This window comes from Cohaesibacter gelatinilyticus (assembly GCF_900215605.1).
Classification (GTDB): Bacteria; Pseudomonadota; Alphaproteobacteria; order Rhizobiales; family Cohaesibacteraceae; genus Cohaesibacter; species Cohaesibacter gelatinilyticus.
On sequence record NZ_OBEL01000001.1, the window covers coordinates 178,301 to 199,748 of the forward strand.

At 49.8% G+C, this 21,448-nt stretch carries 22 protein-coding genes; 9 read left to right on the plus strand and 13 right to left on the minus strand.

The window, feature by feature from the left end; genetic code table 11:
• Positions 1 to 2: 2 nt before the first annotated feature.
• Both xseA and CRO57_RS00775 read right to left on the minus strand, forming a co-directional pair.
• Positions 3 to 1,640, minus strand: a complete 1,638-nt coding sequence (gene xseA, locus CRO57_RS00770; protein WP_097151506.1) for an exodeoxyribonuclease VII large subunit — start codon at positions 1,638 to 1,640, stop codon at positions 3 to 5.
• 109 nt (positions 1,641 to 1,749) lie between these two features.
• Positions 1,750 to 2,358, minus strand: coding sequence for a histidine phosphatase family protein (locus CRO57_RS00775; protein ID WP_097151507.1), 609 nt, complete (start codon positions 2,356 to 2,358; stop codon positions 1,750 to 1,752).
• Positions 2,359 to 2,465: 107 nt separating this feature from the next.
• Here CRO57_RS00775 and CRO57_RS00780 point away from each other — a divergent pair, with 107 nt between their 5' ends.
• Positions 2,466 to 3,236, plus strand: a complete 771-nt coding sequence (locus tag CRO57_RS00780; protein ID WP_097151508.1) for a 16S rRNA (uracil(1498)-N(3))-methyltransferase — start codon at positions 2,466 to 2,468, stop codon at positions 3,234 to 3,236.
• A gap of 2 nt (positions 3,237 to 3,238) precedes the next feature.
• On the opposite strand, the gene CRO57_RS00785 is transcribed toward CRO57_RS00780, so the two are convergent.
• Positions 3,239 to 4,195 carry a DMT family transporter gene (locus CRO57_RS00785; RefSeq protein WP_097151509.1) on the minus strand — a complete coding sequence of 319 codons (957 nt, stop codon included), beginning with the start codon at positions 4,193 to 4,195 and terminating at the stop codon, positions 3,239 to 3,241.
• Positions 4,196 to 4,329: 134 nt separating this feature from the next.
• On the opposite strand from CRO57_RS00785, the gene CRO57_RS00790 reads away from it, so the two are divergent.
• Positions 4,330 to 4,968 (plus strand): LysE family translocator, encoded by a 639-nt coding sequence (locus CRO57_RS00790; protein WP_210200720.1) that lies wholly within the window; start codon positions 4,330 to 4,332, stop codon positions 4,966 to 4,968.
• 85 nt (positions 4,969 to 5,053) lie between these two features.
• Here CRO57_RS00790 and CRO57_RS00795 read toward each other — a convergent pair whose 3' ends face one another.
• The 3 genes from CRO57_RS00795 to CRO57_RS00805 all read right to left on the minus strand — a co-directional run bounded on the left by CRO57_RS00795 (position 5,054) and on the right by CRO57_RS00805 (position 8,593).
• Positions 5,054 to 7,111: a TRAP transporter permease gene (locus CRO57_RS00795; RefSeq protein ID WP_097151510.1), complete on the minus strand. Its 2,058-nt coding sequence runs from the start codon at positions 7,109 to 7,111 to the stop codon at positions 5,054 to 5,056.
• A gap of 84 nt (positions 7,112 to 7,195) precedes the next feature.
• Positions 7,196 to 8,209: a TAXI family TRAP transporter solute-binding subunit gene (locus CRO57_RS00800; RefSeq protein WP_097151511.1), complete on the minus strand. Its 1,014-nt coding sequence runs from the start codon at positions 8,207 to 8,209 to the stop codon at positions 7,196 to 7,198.
• A gap of 84 nt (positions 8,210 to 8,293) precedes the next feature.
• Positions 8,294 to 8,593: a hypothetical protein gene (locus CRO57_RS00805; protein ID WP_097151512.1), complete on the minus strand. Its 300-nt coding sequence runs from the start codon at positions 8,591 to 8,593 to the stop codon at positions 8,294 to 8,296.
• Positions 8,594 to 8,600: 7 nt separating this feature from the next.
• Between CRO57_RS00805 and CRO57_RS00810 the strand changes: the two genes are divergently transcribed.
• From CRO57_RS00810 to CRO57_RS00830, 5 genes are all read left to right on the plus strand, one after another.
• On the plus strand, positions 8,601 to 9,482 hold the full coding sequence (locus tag CRO57_RS00810) for a DMT family transporter (RefSeq protein WP_210200721.1): 882 nt from the start codon (positions 8,601 to 8,603) through the stop codon (positions 9,480 to 9,482).
• A gap of 246 nt (positions 9,483 to 9,728) precedes the next feature.
• Positions 9,729 to 11,108 carry a glutamate--cysteine ligase gene (locus CRO57_RS00815; RefSeq protein ID WP_097151514.1) on the plus strand — a complete coding sequence of 460 codons (1,380 nt, stop codon included), beginning with the start codon at positions 9,729 to 9,731 and terminating at the stop codon, positions 11,106 to 11,108.
• Positions 11,109 to 11,319: 211 nt separating this feature from the next.
• Complete coding sequence (locus CRO57_RS00820; RefSeq protein WP_097151515.1) at positions 11,320 to 11,946, plus strand: LysE family translocator; 627 nt, start codon at positions 11,320 to 11,322, stop codon at positions 11,944 to 11,946.
• Positions 11,947 to 12,201: 255 nt separating this feature from the next.
• Positions 12,202 to 12,576: a hypothetical protein gene (locus CRO57_RS00825; RefSeq protein ID WP_097151516.1), complete on the plus strand. Its 375-nt coding sequence runs from the start codon at positions 12,202 to 12,204 to the stop codon at positions 12,574 to 12,576.
• Between the two features lie 154 nt (positions 12,577 to 12,730).
• Complete coding sequence (locus tag CRO57_RS00830) at positions 12,731 to 13,672, plus strand: DMT family transporter (RefSeq protein WP_170955893.1); 942 nt, start codon at positions 12,731 to 12,733, stop codon at positions 13,670 to 13,672.
• Positions 13,673 to 13,776: 104 nt separating this feature from the next.
• Here the strand turns inward: CRO57_RS00830 and CRO57_RS00835 are convergent, their stop codons facing one another.
• Positions 13,777 to 14,667: a LysR substrate-binding domain-containing protein gene (locus CRO57_RS00835; protein ID WP_097151518.1), complete on the minus strand. Its 891-nt coding sequence runs from the start codon at positions 14,665 to 14,667 to the stop codon at positions 13,777 to 13,779.
• 275 nt (positions 14,668 to 14,942) lie between these two features.
• On the opposite strand from CRO57_RS00835, the gene CRO57_RS00840 reads away from it, so the two are divergent.
• A complete protein-coding gene (locus CRO57_RS00840) occupies positions 14,943 to 15,281 on the plus strand; it encodes a DUF1127 domain-containing protein (RefSeq protein WP_097151519.1) in 339 nt (112 codons plus the stop codon).
• A gap of 195 nt (positions 15,282 to 15,476) precedes the next feature.
• Here CRO57_RS00840 and CRO57_RS00845 read toward each other — a convergent pair whose 3' ends face one another.
• From CRO57_RS00845 to CRO57_RS00855, 3 genes are all read right to left on the minus strand, one after another.
• Entirely contained in the window at positions 15,477 to 16,301 is an 825-nt protein-coding gene (locus tag CRO57_RS00845) for a hypothetical protein (RefSeq protein WP_097151520.1), read from the minus strand.
• 109 nt (positions 16,302 to 16,410) lie between these two features.
• Positions 16,411 to 17,241, minus strand: coding sequence for a (Fe-S)-binding protein (locus tag CRO57_RS00850; RefSeq protein ID WP_097151521.1), 831 nt, complete (start codon positions 17,239 to 17,241; stop codon positions 16,411 to 16,413).
• A 130-nt stretch (positions 17,242 to 17,371) separates the two neighbouring features.
• Positions 17,372 to 18,274 (minus strand): FadR/GntR family transcriptional regulator, encoded by a 903-nt coding sequence (locus CRO57_RS00855; RefSeq protein WP_097151522.1) that lies wholly within the window; start codon positions 18,272 to 18,274, stop codon positions 17,372 to 17,374.
• 525 nt (positions 18,275 to 18,799) lie between these two features.
• On the opposite strand from CRO57_RS00855, the gene CRO57_RS00860 reads away from it, so the two are divergent.
• A complete protein-coding gene (locus CRO57_RS00860; RefSeq protein ID WP_097151523.1) occupies positions 18,800 to 19,384 on the plus strand; it encodes a GNAT family N-acetyltransferase in 585 nt (194 codons plus the stop codon).
• 98 nt (positions 19,385 to 19,482) lie between these two features.
• Here the strand turns inward: CRO57_RS00860 and CRO57_RS00865 are convergent, their stop codons facing one another.
• From CRO57_RS00865 to CRO57_RS00875, 3 genes are all read right to left on the minus strand, one after another.
• The gene (locus CRO57_RS00865; RefSeq protein ID WP_097151524.1) at positions 19,483 to 19,878 is read right to left on the minus strand and encodes a c-type cytochrome; all 396 of its coding nucleotides are present in this window, start codon (positions 19,876 to 19,878) and stop codon (positions 19,483 to 19,485) included.
• Between the two features lie 228 nt (positions 19,879 to 20,106).
• The gene (locus CRO57_RS00870) at positions 20,107 to 20,592 is read right to left on the minus strand and encodes a pseudoazurin (protein ID WP_097151525.1); all 486 of its coding nucleotides are present in this window, start codon (positions 20,590 to 20,592) and stop codon (positions 20,107 to 20,109) included.
• 230 nt (positions 20,593 to 20,822) lie between these two features.
• Positions 20,823 to 21,290 carry a pseudoazurin gene (locus tag CRO57_RS00875; RefSeq protein ID WP_244579984.1) on the minus strand — a complete coding sequence of 156 codons (468 nt, stop codon included), beginning with the start codon at positions 21,288 to 21,290 and terminating at the stop codon, positions 20,823 to 20,825.
• Between the last annotated feature and the right edge of the window lie 158 nt (positions 21,291 to 21,448).

A 21,448-nucleotide genomic window follows, 5' to 3' on the forward strand; every position in this document is an offset into this window, starting at 1 on the left:
CCCTAGAAGAGGCTACCTTGTGCATCATCGCTTGATTTGGGGGCTTTGCGCGGCTTTGCTTTCGGTTTGTCCTTGGCAGGTGCTTCGGAATTGTCTGACTTGGTGGATGAGACACTTTTGGTTGGTTTCGCTGAACGACGTTTTCCACCAGCCATATCGCGCAAGGTTGCTTCGATATCTTCGGCAGAAATCGCACCAGCCCCCATGATACCGTTGGCCGTGTCATCTGCTGGCTCGTTGGTATCATCATTGCCCGTTGCTGGATTGCTATCCGAAGGGGTCAAGTCAACCGGATCAAGCAATCCTGCGACCACAGAGACCGTGCCATCAGAAAATTCCAGACTGAGACCTTGCCCAGCAGATACTTGCCCGGCTTGTCGCACCATTTCATGATCGCGATTTCGAACCAAGGCAAAACCACGAGCCAGAACGCCTTTGTGAGAGAGGCTTTCCAATAGTCGGCTGGCAGCTTCCAACTGGGTGCGTTTCTGTTCGACAGTGAGCAGCGATATGCGTTTCAGCCGATCTTGACGATCAGTCAATCGTTCTGTCTGGATAGCAATTTTATTCAACATCAATCCGGGACGTAGACGGACCGAATTTGTATCAAATCGGTTGCGATGGTTCATGGTCGAGGCCAGCAGGCTTTGGCCCAGACGAGACGAGGCCATGTCAAAACGCTGTCTCGCGAGAGCCAGAAGATCCTTCGGTTGCGGAAGCGCACGTGCAGCTGATCGCAGATCCGAGCGGCGACGCTCCATCATGCGCAACACAGCACCTGATTGACGCAAATGCAAATCACCCAACGTAGCAAGCAGTTCCGATTTGACTGGTAAAGCCATCTCGGCAGCGCCGGTCGGCGTAGGAGCTCGCAGGTCAGCGGCGTAATCAATCAAAGTGACATCAGTTTCGTGCCCCACAGCTGATATCAAGGGAATATCGCTTTCGGCAGCAGCACGTACCGGCTCTTCTTCGTTGAACCCCCAAAGATCCTCGAGGCTGCCACCGCCACGAGCAACGATCAGAAGATCCGGACGTGGAATGTCTCCACCCTCCGAGAGAGCATTGAAGCCGCGAATGCCATTGGCAACTTCCTTGGCACAAGTTTCGCCTTGCACCCGCACGGGCCAAATGATGACATGAACCGGGAAACGATCAGCCACACGATGAAGAATATCGCGAATAACGGCCCCACTGGGCGAGGTAATAACACCAATCACTCTTGGCAGATAAGGGATTTGCTTTTTGCGTTCCTGTGCAAACAATCCTTCTGCCGCAAGCTTTTTCTTGCGTTCTTCCAACAGGGCCATCAAGGCGCCAGCGCCGGCTGGCTCCATGCGATCAATCACCATCTGATATTTGGATTGTCCGGGAAAGGTGGTCAGTTTCCCCGTCGCAATAACTTCCAGTCCCTGTTCGGGTCGAACAGTCATCTTCTGAGCTGCACCACGCCAGATGACACCGTTGAGAACAGATTTGTCGTCTTTCAGATCCAGATAAATATGCCCGGATGCCGGGCGCGAAACACGTCCAAGCTCGCCCCTTACCCGCACATAGCCGAATTGCTCTTCAATGGAAGATTTAACGGCATAGCTGATTTCAGAAACTGTAAATTCTGCGGCGTTGGTGCTTTGAGACATACGGTTAAAAGCTTTCACCTTCAGGGTCAGACCTGGCTCATAAATATGCTAGCACCATAGGTGCCTCCGTTTGGCCTGCGGGTCAAGCTTGTCCTGGACAAGCTGTTGATCAAGGCAGGGTCTTGTCGAAAACCTTGCAAGCCCAATATCCAGACGAAACTGTACTGGAGATGACGTCAGTTTTCTCAAGCCATCCTTGTTTTCTCAGCTGTTTGCCAAGCATGTGGTTGAAAAAACCGTGGCCGCTGAGAAAAACTGTACCATGTTGTGTCGCGGTTTCTTCTAGCCTGAGAGCGGCGATACGGGTTCTGATGATACTGGCTCCATAGCCTTCCTTGCCCTTTGCGAGCCTTAACCACCAGAGCAATCGTAACAATACCGACCAGACAATCACTGGTAAAGGGATTTTGCCAAGAAAGGAGAGTGAAGCAGGGCGAGCCATTGGGACTTCGGTAAAAACTGGGTCTGTTGTAAACTCCACATCCATGCGGAGGGCCAATAGGGAGGCAAGCGCTCGTGGAAGCGGGCTGGAAACAGCATAACTGGCGCTTTGAGCAAGATGTTTGGTATCATCCGGCGGTGATTGAGGTTGTGCCAGTCCAGTTGTTTCATAATTGTCGATCAGCTCGGCCATTGCATTGGCAGAGAGCCAGCGCCCATATGCATCATCAAAGTCAAACTCACCTCGGCCGTGACGCATAAGAATAATACGAGCCATAAATATCAATGTCCTTTATCTGCTCTTGGCGAAGCCTGGTAAAAATGCAATAGGAAGACAAGAAATAGGGTAATTGAGAAGCCCTGCCAAGGCAGAAGGAGACGCAAATGTCCCATTATGATTACAAGAGCCAGCGTCTTTGGGTCGAGCAGGATATTGTTGAGAACAATGCCATTCCCTGTGATCGGGCTCAGGCCAACTATCTGCTTAATGTCTTGCGTATGGAACAAGGCGATCAGATGCTGATCTTCAATGGCCGGGATGGGGAATGGAAATGCGAGTTGCATGCCCTGGGGCGCAAGAAAGCAGCTCTCGTGCCAATGGAACAGGAGCGCCCACAACCAGACCCGAAAGCAAGCGATCTGCACTATCTTTTTGCGCCGCTAAAATCTGCCCGTATCGATTATATGGCACAAAAAGCCGTCGAAATGGGTGTGGCGAAGTTGCGGCCCATCATGACGCAACATACGCAGGAGCGTCGGCCTAAACTCGAAAAGATGCGCCTGAACGCCATCGAAGCTGCCGAGCAATGTGGCATCCTTTCCATTCCTCCAGTTGATGATCCTGTGGCTCTGTCAAAATTGCTGGAGCAATGGCAGCAAAGTGATCCTGATCGACTGATCATCTTTTGCGATGAGACCGAAACCAATCTTGATCCTCTCGCGATTCTCAACACCTTGCGTGGCGAGGGTGAAGGAGTGCCGCCGCTTGCCATATTGATTGGCCCGGAAGGTGGTTTTTCCAAACAGGAACGCGAGGAATTGCTGGCATGTGAATTTGTTGCAGCTATCCCTTTGGGGCCGCGCATTCTGCGTGCCGACACAGCGGCTGTTGCTTCTCTTGCCATTGTTCAGGCCGTACTGGGAGATTGGGTCTAGGTTCAGGCCTTGCGTTTTCCAGCGAAAATCAGACCATACAGGCTGGCCATGATCACGAACATGGCGATTATCTGATAGGTCTGGATCTGGTCACCGAGAAAAATAAATGCAAGCACCATGGTGCCAGCTGGTGCAGGAACGGTAATGGAACTGGCTAGCGAGACATCAATATGTCGTACCGCATAGAACCAGATCAATAGCTCCACATAATAGACCAGCCCCAATGCGGCAGCAGCCTGTTGTAAGGCACCATTGAAAAATGCATCAGGCAATGTTGTGATGTGCCCTGTAAACATCATCACGCCGAGTAAAAACAGCAACGAGGTGCCCGCACGAATGGTTGTAATCTGCGCTGGTGTGAAAGAGGTTTTTCCCATCATTTCACGCAGAATGATATGCGCAATGCTCCAGATCAACGGGATGGTCAGTGCAAGCAGGAACCAGCCGGACAGCTCTTCCGACTGGAAGGTACCATTGGTTGCCAAATAAACCAATGTTGTGATCAGTACGAGGGTGAATGCCAGTTCAAGAATTGTCTTGTGACGTCGCAGGAACAAGCTCTCCAATAATATTGCGAACAAGGGATAAGCCTGAATGGCCAAAGCAGATCCAACCGCTCCCGCTTTTCTTGCCGAGAGCACATACAAAAAAGTCGAGAGCCCGAACATCATCCCGGTGCCAATAATGGTCAGGAGCAATCGCTTTTTGACTGCGCGCTCCATCGTCTGATCGAATAACCCCTTCCGTCCACTCTTAGCTTCTCTTGCAAAGAGTGGAAGAGAAAAAAGAAATTGCCAGACGGACAACAGGAAAGCATAGGTCAGCGCATCGGTTCCAACGCCATCTGACGGACGGGTGTTGGCGATTACCGGCATAGCACTGATCAGCACAAGACAGGCAAAGGCTTGCAGGATCCCTTTTCTACGGGAAACATCAACTTGATGGGCAATTTCGGGCATGAGGGTGTCCAAGTGGGTGAGTGATTTCCACCATGGAATGCATGCCGGCAATTGACAAGATAAAGATTGCCATGGGAACAATTTCCCTGATAGCAAGAAGACTGCCTAAATAAACGCTATGGGGGAAACTGCTCATGATCATGTCGATTGAAAGCTGGAGTTTGTTCATCATCTCTGCCAGCCTGCTTTCGCTATCGCCTGGACCAGATCTGATCTTCATTCTGTCCAAATCACTGGCCCACGGACGAAAAATCGGCCTCACTGCCGCCGCAGGTGTTTGTACCGGTGCGTTTGTCCATGTGCTTGCAGCTGCTTTGGGCTTGTCGGCGATTCTGGCAACTTCTGCGACGGCCTTTATGCTGGTGAAATATGTCGGTGCGGCCTATCTGATCTATCTTGGGATCAAGGCACTCTTTGCAAAGGAAAGTGCGTTGGCCTTCAAGGATAAAACAAACAAGAAGACAAGTGCGTCATCAGTATTTCGGCAAGGCATGCTGATTGACATTCTCAACCCCAAGGTGGCGATCTTTTTCATGGCGTTTTTGCCTCAGTTCATCACCGCGCAAAGTGGCTATGTCATCGAGCAAACCATTTTTCTCGGCTTTTTGGTTATCCTGATCGGATTTGCCATTGAAGCTGTCTATGTCTTTTCCGCTGCGCCGCTGGCGACTTACCTCAAGAAACATTCCAGATTTGCCCTATGGTTGGATAGAGCTTTTGGAGGATTACTGGTTGGCCTCGGTGCGCGTCTGGCTACTGCAAGCCGTACGTAGCGAGATGAGAACACAAATACAGAATGTAGGAAAGCCGCCAGAAATCTCCGGCGGCTTTTTTTGATTGTAGGAAGTGAAATTGCTTCTAGCTTGCTGCAACAGCTAACTTTTTCCGATCCCGCAATTGCAACAATACTATTGGTGCGACCAAGGCTATACCGATGAGCAAGGTTGTCAGGCCAGGTGCAATGAACAGCAGAGCAACCAAGGCCATCCACCAGCGCTGTAGCATGGGAAGAGGCGCCAACAGGTAGCCGGAGAAGGCAATCCCCATGCAGCCGATACCCATCATGGCGCTGGAAAGCGTGATGATGAAGGCTGACCAGGTGAAGCCCTCAGCGACCAGAAGCAATGCTGGGCTATAGACAAAGACAAAGGGCACCATGGCCTTGGCAATGCCAAGGCGGAAGGCTGTATTGCCGGTCTGGAACGGATTGGAGCCTGCTATGCCTGCCGCAGCATAAGCGGCCAGCGCAACCGGAGGTGTGATATCGGCCAAAACGCCGTAATAAAAGACGAAGAAATGGCTGACCAAATTTTGCACCTGCAATTGCGCCAGTGCTGGTGCTGCCACTGCTACCAGAATGATATAGGTTGCCGTTGTCGGAATTCCCGCACCCATGATGATACAGGCGATCGCAATCAGAATGAGAGAGAAGAACAGTGCCCATTGCTCAATCGCAAAGAAGGACAGCGGCCAGATGGTGCTGACAAACGCCCCCATGTCGGAAGCGGTCTGCACGACCACATAGCCAAGGCGGAAACCGACGCCGGTTAGCGTTACAACGCCAACCACGATACCAACGGTGGCAGCAGCGGCGCCAACAGCCAGAGTATTCTTGGCTCCTGACGCCAGAGCATCCCAAAGATCTTTCAGGCTCAAGCGATCTGTCGGATTGAGAAAGCCAACGACAACACAGGCGATGATGCCGTAAACAGCTGCATAGTCCGGTGTGCGACCGCTCATGATCAGATAGACCAGAATTCCGAGCGGAATGATGGAAAGCCAATGCTGCTTCAGGACGATGCCAAGCTTTGGTAATTCTTCTGCAGTCAGGCCACGCAAACCCAGTTTCCTGGCTTCCAGATGCACCATGATGAAGATGCCAAAATAGTGCAAAAGGGCAGGGAAGAGGGCAGCTGCTAGCACATCCCGCAAGGGGATCTCCAGATATTCCACCATGATGAAGGCGGCTGCGCCAAGAATCGGTGGCGTGATTTGTCCACCTGTGGAACTGGTGGCTTCAACTGCTCCGGAAAAATGCGGCGGATAACCAACCTTTTTCATGGCTGGAATAGTCAGCGCTCCGGTTGTCACGGTGTTGGCAATGGACGAGCCGGAAATCGTGCCCATGAAAGCGGAGGAGAAGATGGCGACTTTGGCTGGACCACCGGAATAGCGTCCCGCGATCACCATGGCGAGATCGATGAAAAGCTGGCCAAGCCCAATACGAGTTGCCAACACACCAAATAGAATGAACAGGAAGACATATTGCGCCATGACCCCGATGGCGACGCCATAGATGCCCTGATTGGTCATGTAGAGATGGTTTATCAAGCCAAGCCATGAGGTGCCACCATGTTTCAGCGCACCTGGGGCATAAGGCCCAAATAGGGCGAAAGCCATGAAGATAAGGGCGATGATGGGAAGGGTCGGTCCAACGGAGCGACGTGTTGCTTCCAACGTCAAAACCAACAGGATGGAACCCATCAAGACATCAAATTGAGATGGATTGCCAACGCGTTCTGCGACCACTTCTGGCGGAAGTAATGGCAGATACATGGCTGCGGCGACCGCACCCATGGAGAAAAGAATATCGAGAAAAGAGACACCGCCAATGCGATACCAAGCCTTCTGGGCTTTGGTTGCATTACCCGCCTTATGAAAGGAAAAGAGCAGAAAAACCAGCCCCAGAACAAAGGAGACATGGATGCCACGGTGTAGTAACTCGCGGATTAGTGCGAAACCAGAGGCATAGAAATGGTAGAGCGACATTGCGACCAGCGCACAGGTGATGAACAGAGCCACCACACCACTGGTCGGACGAAAGGCCGTTTCGGGATCATATTTGCGTTCAATTTCAGCCAATTGCTCAGCTGTCAATTCACCTGCACCATCAGGGGTTGGCTGGTTTGAAGGCATGGTGGTCTCCGTCCCATTTCAGTCGTATCTGGATATAAAAAGATCCGGGCAGAAGAACTGCCCGGATCAAATATGGAACGAGATCTATTTCAGAAGACCAGCTTCTTTGTAGAATTTCTCGGCACCAGGATGCAGAGGAACACCAACGCCATTCAATGCGGTTTCCTTGGTGATGGTCTTGCCTTTGGCATGGCCAACATCCAGAAGCTTGCGAGTTTCCTTGTTCCACAAAGCTTTGGTGATGTTATAAATCAGCTCGTCATCTTCTTTGGCAGAGGTAAACCATTGAGCACCAACTGCAACCGTACTGGTCTCACCAACACCTTCATAGGTGCCAGCGGGAATGGAACCTTGAGCGAAGAAACCATATTTATCGGTGAGGGCCTTGGCGCCTGCACCATCAATAGGTACCAGTTTGATCTTGGCAGCAGAAGCCAGCTCAACCAGTGAGCCGGTTGGATAGCCTGCAACCACGAAGAAGGCGTCAATCTTGCCATTGCGCAGAGCTTCAGAGGCGGCATTGCCTTTCAATGCTTCTGCGGTGACATCTTTTACGGAAAGGCCATTGGCTTCCAGGATCAGCTTGCCATCTACATAGGTACCAGAGCCTGGCTCATCGAGAGAGACACGCTTGCCTTTCAGATCCGCAACGCTGTTGATACCACTGTCAGACAGCGCAACCAGATGGATGTGCTCTTCGAAAAGGGCTGCAATTGTGCGCAGGTCTTTCTGTGCTTTCTTGCCTTCCATGGTGCCGGTGCCGGTATAGGCCCAGTAGGCAACATCGGACTGAGCAAAGCCTGAATTGCGCAAACCCGAGCTGATGGCATTCACATTGTCAACGGAACCGCGCGAAGACACAGCAGAAGCGATCAAGCCATCTACACCGCAAGAGCCACCTTTGCCACATTCACGAGAGCCGGGAGGCTTGGAAATAGCATTGGCGATCACGCCACCCACTGGATAATAGGTATAGGCGGTGCCGCCGGTCCCAATAGTGAAGAACTTGATGTCCTGAGCGCTGGCAGCACCGGTCAGCCCGGCAGCGACGACAGCAGCCATACCGGTGGCTTTCACCAGTTTGGAAATAAATGTCATGATGTTCCTTCTCTTTATAATATCAGTCGAATACCGAAATGGTGATATGCTTGGTTTTTATGGATTGGACTGGCAGCAAGACTGTCAGTCAGCAGATAGGCGGGTTTTCAGAACAAACGCCTGAAAGTGAAGAAAGGCTAAGCGATCCAACCCCCGGCTGTCCAGTCTGTTTCCAAAAATCCTGCTTCTGTGAATGTCTGAATTCATATCTTTAATGCCATCAGCTTCTGCTTGATCGTCAGGAATTTTGAACTTTCTACGCAATAATGACCAAATCCGGGTGCTGCGAAGAAAATTGCCTGTTGGTAGAACAATCGCATTGAAAATATCATCCAACACAACTACGCTCTCGCGAATGACCTCCGATAAGCCCTTGTTGGGCATCTTTCTGATGATTTCCTTCTGCGCCGTGATCCCGTTTGGTGATGCCCTCATCAAACTCATGAGTGCCTCTGTGCCAATCATGATGGTTCTGCTGTTTCGCTTTACGGCGCAGAGCTTGCTGTTATTGCCCTATGTCTTGTTCAAGAAGGGGAGAGCCTGGTTGCGATATTCCAGGCGAATCTATTTCCTGCTTGCAATCCGAACAATTACTCATGCAGCCGGGATTGTCGGCATGTATTTCGGTCTGAAATATATGCCTCTGGCAGATACCGTTGCGATCGCCTTTATCTTTCCACTTCTGATGTTACTGGTAAGTCATTTTTATCTTGGGGAGCATGTCGGCCCGCATCGTTTGATAACATCCATCATTGGATTCGTCGGTACACTTATGGTGGTTCAACCCAATTTCGTTGCCGTTGGCTTGAATGCTCTATGGCCGATTTTCGTGGCACTCACCTTTGTGGTTTTCATGATGGTAACACGAAAAATGACACGCGAGATTGACCCGGTTTCCATTCAGACCCTGTCTGGATTCATGGCAGTTATCACACTTCTTTTCTGCATGTTGGTGCTTGATGACAGGATTTGGGATGGCTTTGCATGGGTGATGCCACAGGGCGTTCAATGGGTTTATCTGATTGGCTCTGGTATTATCGGCACCTTTGCACATCTGCTTTTCACAGTTGCTTTGCGCTATGCTCCAAGTGCCACGCTTGCTCCCATGCAATATCTCGAAATCCCGTTTGCCACTTTCATTGGCTGGATCATTTTTTCCGATCTACCGAATTTTCTGGCGACGCTGGGTATCGCGGTCACCGTGGGGGCGGGGCTTTACATCATCTATCGAGAGCAGCGTGCACCAGGCAAGGAAGCAAGCGAAGCTGTGTAAGAAATGATGCTTAGGGGAATTTCATTTCTCAATGAGGCTGATTACTCTATTACGTCACAATATGTTGATCAATCTCAAGGGTGCGCGCGCAATAATTTTGCTCTATGCAACTTTATCCCAATTCTCCCATTGTAGATTGATCAAGAATCCCTAATTTGGTGAGACGGCAGATCGCATGAGGGGACGCCTGCCCAACGGACATATCAACCTTCCTGTCCTCACGCTTCCATCCCCGGAGCCGCATTCATGGCCAGCGCAAATATAAATCAGACCAGCATAAGCCTTGAGAACAAGGCCGATCTCATTGAAGCCATCTCCAGTGGTGAAAAGCCAAAAGAGCAATGGCGCATCGGCTCTGAACATGAGAAATTTGTCTTTTACAAGAACAATCTCGCACCTGTCCCCTATGAGGGTGAAGCGGGTATCAAACGTCTTCTGGAAGGCATGGAAGGTCTTCTTGGCTGGAAGCGCATGGAAGATAAGGGCAATATCATTGGCCTGATCGACCCTATCGAAGGGGGGGCTATTTCACTTGAGCCAGGTGGCCAGTTCGAGCTATCTGGTGCTCCGCTGGAAACCCTGCATCAGACGTGTCGCGAAGTGCATGGCCATCTGGCACAATTGCGCGAAGTTGCGGACCCGCTGGGAATCGGATTCCTCGGTCTTGGTACATCGCCGAAATGGTCGTTGGAAGAAACTCCGGTCATGCCGAAAAGCCGCTATGGCATCATGATGAACTACATGCCAAAAGTCGGCACCCGTGGTTTGGACATGATGTTCCGTTCCTGCACCATTCAGGTCAATCTCGATTTCGCGTCCGAAGCGGATATGGCAAAGAAGATGCGGGTCGGTCTGGCTCTTCAGCCTATTGCAACAGCCTTGTTTGCCAATAGCCCATTTTTGGATGGTCAGAAAAACGGATATCAATCCCTGCGTGGTGCCATCTGGCAAGATCTTGATGAAGACCGGACTGGCATGTTGCCTTTCGTCTTTGACGAGAATTTCGGCTATGAGCAATATGTTGATTGGGCGCTGGATGTCCCGATGTATTTCATCATCCGTGATGGCACTTATTACGATATGACCGGGGTGACCTTCCGTGATTATCTGAACGGCAAACGGATGCAGGACACTCCTGATACTCTGCCAAGCATGCAGGATTGGGAAGATCATCTGACCACATTGTTCCCCGAAGTGCGCCTGAAACGCTATATCGAAATGCGTGGGGCTGATGGCGGGCAATGGCGCCGTATCTGCGCTCTACCTGCGTTGTGGACCGGCCTTCTATATGATCAGACGACGCTGGATGCAGCCTGGGATCTGGTCAAGGATTGGACAGAGGAAGAGCGTAATGCGCTGCGTATTGGCGTTGCCAAAGATGGTCTGAGAACACCTTTCCGTGGTGATAATGTTCAAGCCATTGCTCGCCGTGTTGTGGAACTCTCTCGAAATGGTCTTGCTGCTCGAGGCCAGAAAAACGGTGCGGGCTTTGACGAAACCCAGTATCTGGCGGCGTTGGAAGAAACCGTAGCGCTTGGCATGACGCCATCCGATATGCTGCTTTCACGCTATTGCAACGAATGGGGTGGCAATATTGATCGTGTTTTTGAGGATTTCGCTTACTGATTTCCTTCAAACAACCAATTCAGAATTCAAGGCCGCTCTTCTTTGGGCGGCTTTTTCTTTGGTCGTTTTCAGGGATGGACAAATCGCGCTTTACACAGCTAATATGCACACCCTTCCCACCTTCAGGCTCGCGGCGATCCTTTTTCAGGATCTATATCTGCCTCATTCATTCCAACCCGCCGAGCCATCTTGCATAAAGGCCATTTAATCAATGGATTTTCTCGTCTGGGCATCTTTCGCCATGATTTCCGCTGCCAATATTGTCACCCCCGGACCTGCCATTCTCAATACTATTCGCCGAGCGGCCCAGTTGGGCGTCAAGGGCACCATGCCAACGATCTTTGGGAACGCTCTCGGCTTGGTGGTGGCTGGTTCTTTCTGTGCCGGTGGCGTTGCTGCTTTTGTCCTGGCATCAGAGATTTTATGGACATTGTTCCGTTGGCTGGGTGTCGTCTATCTGGCTTGGCTTGGTCTCAAGCTTATCTGGATCAAGGAAGAATTGGATTTGGGTGAAAATGGCGTAGACCGCCCGCATATTCCCAATAAAGTGTTGTTCTTTGAGGCATTCACGCTTGCAGCGACCAATCCGAAGGCAATTCTCTTCTTTGTGGCCATTTTCCCGCAAGTGATGGATACATCGCGCCCAATCTGGTTGCAATCCACCATTATGATTGCCACCTTCTGCACGATCTCAATAGCCTCATTGCTCAGTTATTCTGGCATAGCTGCCTTTTTGAGAACGCGCTTTCTAACCCAAACGCGCTACCGGACCTTTCGTGTGACATCCGGTTTTCTGCTGCTTGTATTTGCAGGCAAACTGGCACGGGAAGTGAAGTGATGATTGAACAGAAGAGGCCAGCATCAAACTGTACTCTTCTGTTCGTTTTTAACAAATCTTGGGATGTTGCAATTTCTTGACTTTCGGTTGATCCCATCATTGTGATCGCTTTGATGATTGGATGAACAAATTGAACCGGTCCTGCATTTTGCCACCGGACAGGAAGGGGTGTTGAAAATTTGATCTTTGCCAAGGCGCCAATCCGGATATCTCTTGTAGGATAAGGACAATTGGTTCCAATCAACGAGAAATATCATGACGGCATCTTCTATTGTCACTTTGTTTGTTCTGACTGCAATGGCAGAAGGTGGGCAGTCGACGGCCTATACCACAAAGGCTGACATGGATACCTGTAAAGCGTCCATTCCTCCGGTGACAGAGATCCTGACCAATGGCGGGGTCGAAATCATCACAATTGATTGTGTGATGACAAAACAGGCAATTACGCAATTCAAGCACCGCCCACCTAAAGACGCTCCGCGCACGGCTTACCTCAATCAGATTGTAGGCGGTGAACTGACCTTGGTTGAGCAAAAAAGTGAGGCGGCCTGTAAGGATGAGCATCCCGAAAAGATCAAGGGTGAAATTCGCCAATATTGCGCGACATCCAAACAATCCTTGCAGCACTAAGGCGCTTTGAGATTAATTTTGATCAAAATTTCTTATCAATCGGATGATTATTGTCATTGGAATTGATGGGCTGATTTTGATACGGTCCGTGGCAGACTGGAAATCTCTACCTTCCACCCCAATGTGGGTGAGGTCTATGGGAATGAAATCTGTCATGAGTGATAGCAACGCCACCACATATTCTCAATCTGCCAAAGCTCCACATTTTGGTGTCATGTCCGCGTCTGATCTTGGGCTGTATATCCTCATGGTATTCATCTGGGGTACCAGTTGGATTGCGATGACATTTCAAATTGAGATCGTGCCGCCACTGGTGACAGGCGTCTATCGGTTTGCAATTGCAACTGTGGCCATGATGGCATGGGCGCTCTTCGCCAAAGCTCCCATGCGTTTTGGTTGGCGTATCCATGTGCGTTTTCTGTTGCTAGGGATGTTCATTTTCTCGACCAATTTCGTAATGTTCTATTACGCCGCGAGTTATATGGCGTCTGGCCTGATGGCAGTTATCTTTTCACTGGCAAGCCTGATCAATATTGTGCTTACCGCTATTGTATTCGGGCAAAGGCCGACACCATTGGCAGCCCTGGGTTCGCTTATGGGATTTGCCGGGATAGCATTGATTTTCTGGCCGGAGGTATCCGCATCAACGGGCAATGATGGTATCTTGACCGGACTTGGACTGGGGTTGACCGGGACGCTCTGTTTTTGCATCGGTAACATGGTTGCCGCGTCCAATCAGAAACTTCAGTTGCCTCTGATCAGCACAAACGCCTGGGGCATGCTTTATGGCACACTCTGGATGATATTCGTCGCAACGGTAACAGGCACACCATTTCTTATTGAATGGACATGGACCTATTGGAGTGCAACGATCTGGCTGGCAATCGTTGCCTCCGTGATTGCCTTCGCCGGATATTTGACATTGCTGAAAAATATCGGTGCGGCACGAGCGTCCTATGCAACGGTTCTCTTCCCTATCGTGGCTCTGGCCATCTCCACGATTTTTGAAGGTTATCAATGGACATTACCCGGTTTGATCGGTCTCGCAGCCATTCTTGGTGGCAATATATTGGTGATGCGCGGTAAAAAAAGCTGAGTGCGGGAAGGGTAAATCTGCTCACTCGGATGCTTTCATAGCTCTTTACAAGATCAATAACAAAATGAGCCGTGAAAATGATTTGAGGTTTTGGGGCCCAAAACCTATTCAGCTGCCAATGATCCGCTACCTGATACGTTGTCCAGTGCATTGACAATGTGAGCGGCAAGTGCGTTGTGAATGCGGTCCTGGGCCGTTTTGGAGCGCAAAAGTGCAATGTCGCAATGAGGTAATTCGGGAAAACCTTCCCGATCTCCGAGCACACGCATGTCAGAGGTCAGAGCGCTTTCCGGAAGGACGGATACAGCAAGCCCAGCCATGACCGCGCCGGTATGGGCAGCAGCAGACGAACTGACATAAGCCACACGATATTGCTTGCCAGAACGAACAAGAGATTCAGTTGCAGAATGTCGCCAAGAGCAGTTGGGAGTGCCAAGGGCGAGAGGAATCGTGGATTGGCAATGAACGGAATGATGTGCAGAGGATACCCAAAGCAGGGGCTCTGATCGGATGATGCGACCTATATTGCCCTTGGTGCAATCACCATGGGTGACAATTCCAATATCCAGTCGACCATCTTCCACCCGGCGATGAATGCAGGAGCTTTGCTCGCATGTCATCTCAATTTCAATATTGGGGTGTGTAGTTGCAAAGCTGGCCAGAACCGTGGGCAGAAGGCGAGGGGCATAATCATCAGGGAGGCCCAATCGAACCGTACCGGACATGGCGTCGGCGGAAAATGCTGCGATGGTTTCTGCATTGAGTGATAACATGCGGCGAGCATAATCAAGCAGGCGAACACCTGCATCTGTTACCCGGCTTTGACGACCGTCCCTGACGAAAATGGTCTGTCCAATTCGCTCTTCCAACCTGCGCATTTGCATGGAGACTGCCGACTGTGTCTTGTTCACTTGACTGGCGGCACGTGTAAAACTTCCTGTTTCTGCAATCGCAATAAATGTACGCAACTGATCAAGATCCAGAAGAGCATTCATACTATTCTCCTAATATCTAACGAATTTTTGCAACGAAGGGGGGCAATGCCAACTTCCCTAACGTCATGATCGTGTTTGGAAAATTTCTCTCTCCCCATTATATATCACAAAAACAGATGGTTTCCATAAAAAACATTCGTTGGATTTATTGAAAAGAATTTGAAATAGTGACGTCATCAAGCGAAATGACGATACATCGGACGGAACGTCCGTAGTTCGTATCTGTTCAAGGAAAGATTAGATGCAGTTCTTGCATCCAACCAAGGAGATGACCAATGCTGACAGCCGCTTTCATCCGCGCTCTGTATATTGCCAGGCAAGGCATCAGCCGCCTTGCAACGAACGTAACTGCATGGACAAAAAACCGATATGCCTTGCGACGTCTGGACAATCTGGACGATCATATGCTCAAGGATATTGGTCTGACACGATCTGATCTGGTTTCCGCGCATGCCGTGCCGTGGCATACAGATCCTTATATTCTTTCTCCCTTTGCCGAGCGGCGCCGTATTATCCCGACGGCCGGCAATAAGAGTGCCTTTGCCAACAACCTCCAGGCACAGGCGCAGACTGAGCAGCCATGCTGTTCACCTCTGACAGGAGTTGCTGTCTGATTAGTTTAGCAGCCGTTATCAGTTAGCACTCCGCCATGTGACATGACCTGATCCGCCCCAGACTCGCAATCTTGGGTCTAACTATGTCACACATCGCTAAGCAGCCGGGGATCATGGCCGTATGGTCCCCAATCCTTGACCCGCCCTAACCCGGCGGGTCTTTTTTTGTTCGGAACCCGGCATAAAGGAAAAATCTTATTCTTTTTCTTCGCGTGCTTTGTCAAACCCTGTTTGGTAGCTCTCGAACAAGGAGTTGAGGCCTTTCATGTAATTGGTCTGCATTTCCAGTGCGGCATCGTTCAGCTCAGCCATCTTCTTTGCCGCGATCTCCTCGTCGCTCAAGGCTGCTGGCTTGGCTGGTTCTGGGCCGGTTTTTGGATAAAAACCAGAACGCCATCCTTCAAACGCTGCAGCAAACGGATTCGGCATATCACCGAGCTCCTTGTTTGCACGCTGAAAATTCTGTCGTCCCAGGGAGCCCAGATAGTCGATCCATCCTCCCGCATCATCCAGTTTGGGCGGCATAAGTGGCATGAGGCCGTAAGCCGTCAGCATCGGGAACAAGGCTTGTAATTGATCTATGGGCAACCCCGTTGCTTTGGCGACTTGATCGCATAGCTGGCTTTGCGCACTATAAGCCATGAAGCTTTGATGCAATTGTTCCATCTGATGAGCAGCATCTGACTGCTGGAAGAGAGAAAATGGGAAAGAAGAGGAAGCAGAGCCACCCAATTGTTGTGTTGTTTTTTGTGCCTGATCAATGAGAGTTTGCATGGCTGATCGCATTTCATCAGGCCACAAATCCATCAAATCAGGCGAGGATGAGGCACGGCTTTCCGGGGATTGAGCAGCAAGTTTACTCATTTGCATGAGGCCTTGTAGAAAGGCGGGAGTAAAGGCATCAGCTGCCTTTTGTAAATCAGCTGGCTGCATGTTTGTGGCCGTGGCGATTTGCTCTCGAACAGCCTTGCCATAAATGTTATCCAGAAAATCCAGAAAATTCATAGACATGTCGGTCATGTTGCGCTCCTCGCTTTGTCCATTCAGTTTCAGAATGCAGTCAAGTCAGGATATCGTCAAGAAGACTAAGGGTAGCTTTTAAAGATCAGGCACGTGACAGATGCTTTGATCAGGTCTTTCGATTTGCGAATTGTTTCTCACCAATAGCAGGACCATCAGCCATATCGGCCAGAACTTCTGCAACATGTCGAACTTCGATGGCGGATCCATCTCGTTTCAACAATCGGGCCAGATTCATCAAATGTCCCATATCGTTCGATAAAACCGTGCCAGCACCCGCCGCTATAATTCGCTTTGGAATCTGGGTGTCAGAATGAGCTTCTTTTTCAAAAGTTCCTGTCAAATGAGAGGATGATGGATCAGCAGCTGCGTTTGTTTGCTCGTTCATTTCACGTAGCTCAATCAAGCTGAGTTTGCCCAGCAGCGTCTTTGCTAACTTATCGGTAGATGGAACATCCTGCTCCTCACAATGAGTATGATAGGTAATTGAACCCTGGAAACGGGATGAAAACCTCTCTGTAGCTGCGACATCATGAAGAAATGTGATCAGCTCAAAGCTTTTTTTTGCTGTCTGCAACGCACGTTGCTGCCAAGCGGGGTCATCAGCCAACAGGTCGGGATATATGTCCTGGAGTATGGCGGCGCATGATTTGGAAGGGGTGACGATGTAGTCATAGGGTTCAAATGTCTTGATGACGTCTCGAGCAAGGTCCTGTGCATCACTCTTGTCATCGGAATGGTGGGCCGATTGACCGCAACACGTCTGATTTTGGGGCACCACAACGTCAAATCCGGCATCTTCAAGCAATTTGACCGATGAGAAGCCGACCACCGGACGTAAGAGATCGACAAGACAGGTAACAAAAAGGCCCACCTGCTTGCCTTTCCGGGCTGGATGGTCGATCTCGGGCACATCGAAATCAAATTCTAGCTGGTCCATGATAAGCGATCCGATGATGAATATGCCCGGATTGGTCAGTCCATTTGCAGGGGATGCAATTGGGGCTGTCCAAAGATTGAAGAATATGGTGATCGATAAATAGAAGCCAAATCAAGTGGTTGTGAATGATCTATCCGGTCATCTCATCCCTGGCGTTCCGTGTCTTTCGCGCCGAATGGGCAGACGCGAGCTGTGTGTCGGTTTTGTTGGATGCTTTTGTGGTCGAGCGTCCATTGGCAGATTTGCGTGCTTTCGGGCTTTTATCGCTGCGATCGGCCATTTGGGATAGCCGCATGCGCGAGATTTCTTCCCATATACCCGCCTGATTTGTGCGAGCCAAGGTTTTCTCTACATAATCCATATGGTGTCTCGCAGCCTCTCGCGCTTCATCAGGGTTGCCATCCATCACTGCTTTGTAAAGGCGTTCATGTTGTTGCAGCAAGGCATCTTGTACGCCGGGTGTTTCATAAAGGCGAATGCGAGAATAGAAAAGACCTTCCGCAAGCAACTTATAACAGGAACGAAGGGTATGTAGCATCAGCATATTGTGGCTGGCTTCCACAATTGCCTGGTGGAACTCAAAATCGGCTTCACTCTCTTTGTGGATGTCGCCTTCGGCATGATGTTGGCGCATGACTTCCATGATGCGCGTCAGAATGAGCTTGTCTGCATCAGTTGCACGACGGGCTGCATGTTCTGCAGTTACGCCCTCCAGATCGCGTCGGAATTCGAAATAATCGCTATGGGCTTTGGGGTGACGACGGATCAACTCAAACACTTCATCGGAAAAAACGGTGCCAACCACATTTGCAATGAAGGTGCCGCCACCATGTTGGGTACGGATCAAGTTCCGTTCTTCCAATTCCTTCAGCGCCGTACGTAACACCGGGCGTGAGACATCAAGTTTTCCAGCCAGCTCTCGTTCAGCCGGTAATTGGTCTCCCGAGCGCAATACACCCTCCAGGATCAGGCGTTCAATCTGATCAATGACTGCATCCGAGGTTCTATTTTGGCTAATGGCTCTGAAGATCATGAATTTCCCATTCTTTCCAAACAGTAAGCGATTGCATGAGGAATGCATCGCTCGGAGCATGTTGACGCGAGCGACAAAAGGCCACTGTGATCGGAGACATGGTCTTATTTTATCAGATCCACGTTAGAATCCAATCCAGCAAAACAGGTAATTTGTTTTAGCCAGTTTATCGATGACGATATTTCCACTGGTCCCAAGACGGCCATAGGTCAAGATTTTTCATCTGAGGGCTTGCACATTGAGGCGAATATGCAGAGAATGTAGTCAAGATCTCGCCAAGTTCAGACCATCCAGAGCTGTCCGGCCCTTAGTGAGTGCGTGAATAGAGGAAAAGTCCTCGATGCTGCATGGTCCATGATATGTCGATGACTTCGCTCATCTGGCGATGCGAGAGCAGAAAGAAAGTGTCTTTCTGTATTGCGGACGTGGGGGAGGCCGGGATGGCTGGGGAGTTGTGGACCCCAGCTTTTCCTTATTCTGGCCGTTATTCTATTTCCTTGCCTCTAGTTTCAAAAGAGTTGCCCTATGACCATCATCAATCTGCGTGTGGCCAATCCGGATGATGCGAAAGCCATTTCCAGACTTAAAGTTCTGTGTTGGAGAGACAGCTACAAGGGTTTGATGCCTGACCCAGCTCTTGATAATCTGGATGCCAAAGCAGAGGAACCGCATTGGCGAGAGTGGTTAAGCGACGAGAAGTCGGGGCTTTGTGCATATGTTTTGCATGAGGGGCAAAACCTGATTGGCTACGCTCTGGCCGGTCCATTTCGTTCATTGGAAAAGTCTGATGACGAGGTTGAGCCAATGCCTGATCTGGCCGATTCTGAGATCTACGCCATTTATCTTCATCCCAATCATCAGAGGCAAGGGCATGGCAAGATGCTTGTTTCTGCTCTGACCAAAGACCTGATCGATCATGGCTATAAAGATGTGGCGCTATGGGTTGTCGGTGGCAATATGAAGGCTGAGAGTTTCTATGAGAGGATTGGTGGTCAGGAAGGTCCCAAGCGCGTAGAACGGCGTAGCAACAAGATTGTCTTTCGCGAAAAAGCCTATATCTGGCCGGACTTGCGTGCCTTGCATGCGAAGTTGACAGTGAAGCCTGTATAGACCCAATCAGAAAAAGCCTGAAAGCAAAACGCCCTGCCGGAAAGGTCCGACAGGGCGTAAAATACATCAATCATTCGCCAAGGCGAAGAATGAAAACCTTATTCAGCAGGCTTGGAGAAGGTTTTCAGATAAGCGATGACGTTTACACGATCTTTTTCTTTTTTCAGACCAGCGAAAGCCATTTTGTTCTTAGGAATGAATTTCTTTGGCTTGGTCAGATAACCGTCCAGGTTCGCGTCATCCCAAACAAAGCCACCTTCTTCTTTTTTGGCTTTGAAAGCTTTGGAATATTTGAAGCCTTCAACGGTAGCAATCTCGCGACCAACGATGTCGTTGAGGATTGGGCCGACTTTGTTTTTGGCTTTTTCGCCTACCTGATGGCACGCTTTACATTTTTTGAAGACTTTTTTGCCTTTTTCAGCATCGCCATCGGCAAGTGCGGATCCGGTGGCGGCAAGTACAACCATGCCAGCAACAGCAATCAAGCGTTTCATATTTCTGGTCCTTTTCATTGTTCCCGAAAGAAGGCTCATATCTCTGGTCTCAAGCCTCTTTCCTCCAATATACCAAAACCCCTATCAAAGTCTTGCCATCCAATAGGATGAAGGTTCGAGAGGGATGCTCGTCATGGGGTCCCGATCTGATTAAACCTTTTGAGCAGGAAATGCGGCAAAATTATCGCAACAAAAGCGAGCCAAATTGTCGCAGCTTGCTTTTGTTGCTTAATGGTCCCGAACTTGCAGTTCCTTAAACATTTTCCTGAAAGCCTTTGCAGCCCGTCTTGGCATCTTCTTGGCTTTGAACTGATCAATATCGGGTTTGGTATTTCCGACGACGACGATACCCACCATGCCCATGGCATAGTGAGGCGTACATTTATATGCATAAACTCCCTCTTTTTCAAAGGCTTGCTCAAATGGCTGCGACAGCCTGCTCTTGAACTTGGGAAAATCTTTTGGCACCAATCCATCAATGCTTTCCGCATTATGACCAAAATCGACAGGAATGAATTTTACAACGTCCCCGGGTTGAATATGGACCACGCGGGGCAAAAACAGATTTCGGCTGCGCGGATTGTCGGGATTATTGTTCAGCATCTGAACTTCTATCACTTCCGCTTGTACAGCCTGACTATTAAGTCCGATCATCAGCACAAGGAGGCAAGCACCAGATGTCCGGTGAAAGAAACTTTGAATTCTTGTCTGCATCTACCGGGGTCCTTTCAACGAGAGCAGCACACTTTATTCACCCAGATGGCTCCCTCAAGCACATCAGGATGAGTAAGGCAGAAAGATGCAGAATATTGAAAATAACGAGCGGAGCAAGTGGTCATTTTGCCATTCGTCACGCTGGGATGGTTGCGGCCAGAGCCTTGCTACAAAAAATGGGACCGGAAATATCTCCGATCCCATTTTCAGTTTTCAACGATTTGGGAAGCTTATTCTGTAACCTGAGCATAAAGGGCTTCGAAGGCTTTGGCTGCTTTTTTCGGTGCTTTCTTGCTTTTGGCAGCTGCCAGATTGCCATTGCCGTTGCCAACAACAATCACACCAACCATGCCCATGGCATAGTGTGGAGTGCATTTGTAGCCATAGGTCCCTTCAACATCGAAGGTGATCTCGAAATCCTTGGAGATTTTGGATTTCCACTTTTCAGCACCTTCAGGGATCATGCCTTTTACAGATTGCGTGTTGTGACCTTTGTTGGCGGAAACAAATTTAACGGTGTCACCTGGATTGATTTTCAGGAATGCCGGTTTGAAGATGTTCTTGTTCTTTTTGTTTTCCGGGTCTTTGTTCAGCATCTGAACTTCATAAGTCTCGGCAAAAGCCGGTGCAGCGATAGAGGTGACAACAGCCAAGATTGCCATGCTGGTGACTAGAGGAATCGTATTGGTAAAAGTCATAATTTTGCTCCTGACATATGTCTGGATTGATCCAGACAAACAATTGGCATGGCTCCACCCATTTCCATTATTCGCATTGCCAGCAAGACACGGATTACGCCTTGCGGCGACCGGGCAAACAAGAAATGTGGAATATACCATTCAGGTTTATAATATGA

Bases quoted from the DNA above. Each gene is read 5' to 3' on its own strand.
- CRO57_RS00865 (WP_097151524.1), bottom strand. From the start codon at position 19,878: ATGAAACGCTTGATTGCTGTTGCTGGCATGGTTGTACTTGCCGCCACC.
- CRO57_RS00860 (WP_097151523.1), top strand. From the start codon at position 18,800: ATGACCATCATCAATCTGCGTGTGGCCAATCCGGATGATGCGAAAGCC.
- CRO57_RS00805 (WP_097151512.1), bottom strand. From the start codon at position 8,593: ATGCCCAACAAGGGCTTATCGGAGGTCATTCGCGAGAGCGTAGTTGTG.
- CRO57_RS00835 (WP_097151518.1), bottom strand. From the start codon at position 14,667: ATGAATGCTCTTCTGGATCTTGATCAGTTGCGTACATTTATTGCGATT.
- CRO57_RS00790 (WP_210200720.1), top strand. From the start codon at position 4,330: ATGATCATGTCGATTGAAAGCTGGAGTTTGTTCATCATCTCTGCCAGC.
- CRO57_RS00775 (WP_097151507.1), bottom strand. From the start codon at position 2,358: ATGGCTCGTATTATTCTTATGCGTCACGGCCGAGGTGAGTTTGACTTT.
- CRO57_RS00875 (WP_244579984.1), bottom strand. From the start codon at position 21,290: ATGACTTTTACCAATACGATTCCTCTAGTCACCAGCATGGCAATCTTG.
- CRO57_RS00840 (WP_097151519.1), top strand. From the start codon at position 14,943: ATGCTGACAGCCGCTTTCATCCGCGCTCTGTATATTGCCAGGCAAGGC.
- CRO57_RS00855 (WP_097151522.1), bottom strand. From the start codon at position 18,274: ATGATCTTCAGAGCCATTAGCCAAAATAGAACCTCGGATGCAGTCATT.
- CRO57_RS00870 (WP_097151525.1), bottom strand. From the start codon at position 20,592: ATGCAGACAAGAATTCAAAGTTTCTTTCACCGGACATCTGGTGCTTGC.
- CRO57_RS00785 (WP_097151509.1), bottom strand. From the start codon at position 4,195: ATGCCCGAAATTGCCCATCAAGTTGATGTTTCCCGTAGAAAAGGGATC.
- CRO57_RS00845 (WP_097151520.1), bottom strand. From the start codon at position 16,301: ATGACCGACATGTCTATGAATTTTCTGGATTTTCTGGATAACATTTAT.
- CRO57_RS00830 (WP_170955893.1), top strand. From the start codon at position 12,731: ATGAGTGATAGCAACGCCACCACATATTCTCAATCTGCCAAAGCTCCA.
- CRO57_RS00850 (WP_097151521.1), bottom strand. From the start codon at position 17,241: ATGGACCAGCTAGAATTTGATTTCGATGTGCCCGAGATCGACCATCCA.
- CRO57_RS00795 (WP_097151510.1), bottom strand. From the start codon at position 7,111: ATGCCTTCAAACCAGCCAACCCCTGATGGTGCAGGTGAATTGACAGCT.
- CRO57_RS00820 (WP_097151515.1), top strand. From the start codon at position 11,320: ATGGATTTTCTCGTCTGGGCATCTTTCGCCATGATTTCCGCTGCCAAT.
- CRO57_RS00810 (WP_210200721.1), top strand. From the start codon at position 8,601: ATGATTTCCTTCTGCGCCGTGATCCCGTTTGGTGATGCCCTCATCAAA.
- CRO57_RS00780 (WP_097151508.1), top strand. From the start codon at position 2,466: ATGTCCCATTATGATTACAAGAGCCAGCGTCTTTGGGTCGAGCAGGAT.
- xseA (WP_097151506.1), bottom strand. From the start codon at position 1,640: ATGTCTCAAAGCACCAACGCCGCAGAATTTACAGTTTCTGAAATCAGC.
- CRO57_RS00825 (WP_097151516.1), top strand. From the start codon at position 12,202: ATGACGGCATCTTCTATTGTCACTTTGTTTGTTCTGACTGCAATGGCA.
- CRO57_RS00800 (WP_097151511.1), bottom strand. From the start codon at position 8,209: ATGACATTTATTTCCAAACTGGTGAAAGCCACCGGTATGGCTGCTGTC.
- CRO57_RS00815 (WP_097151514.1), top strand. From the start codon at position 9,729: ATGGCCAGCGCAAATATAAATCAGACCAGCATAAGCCTTGAGAACAAG.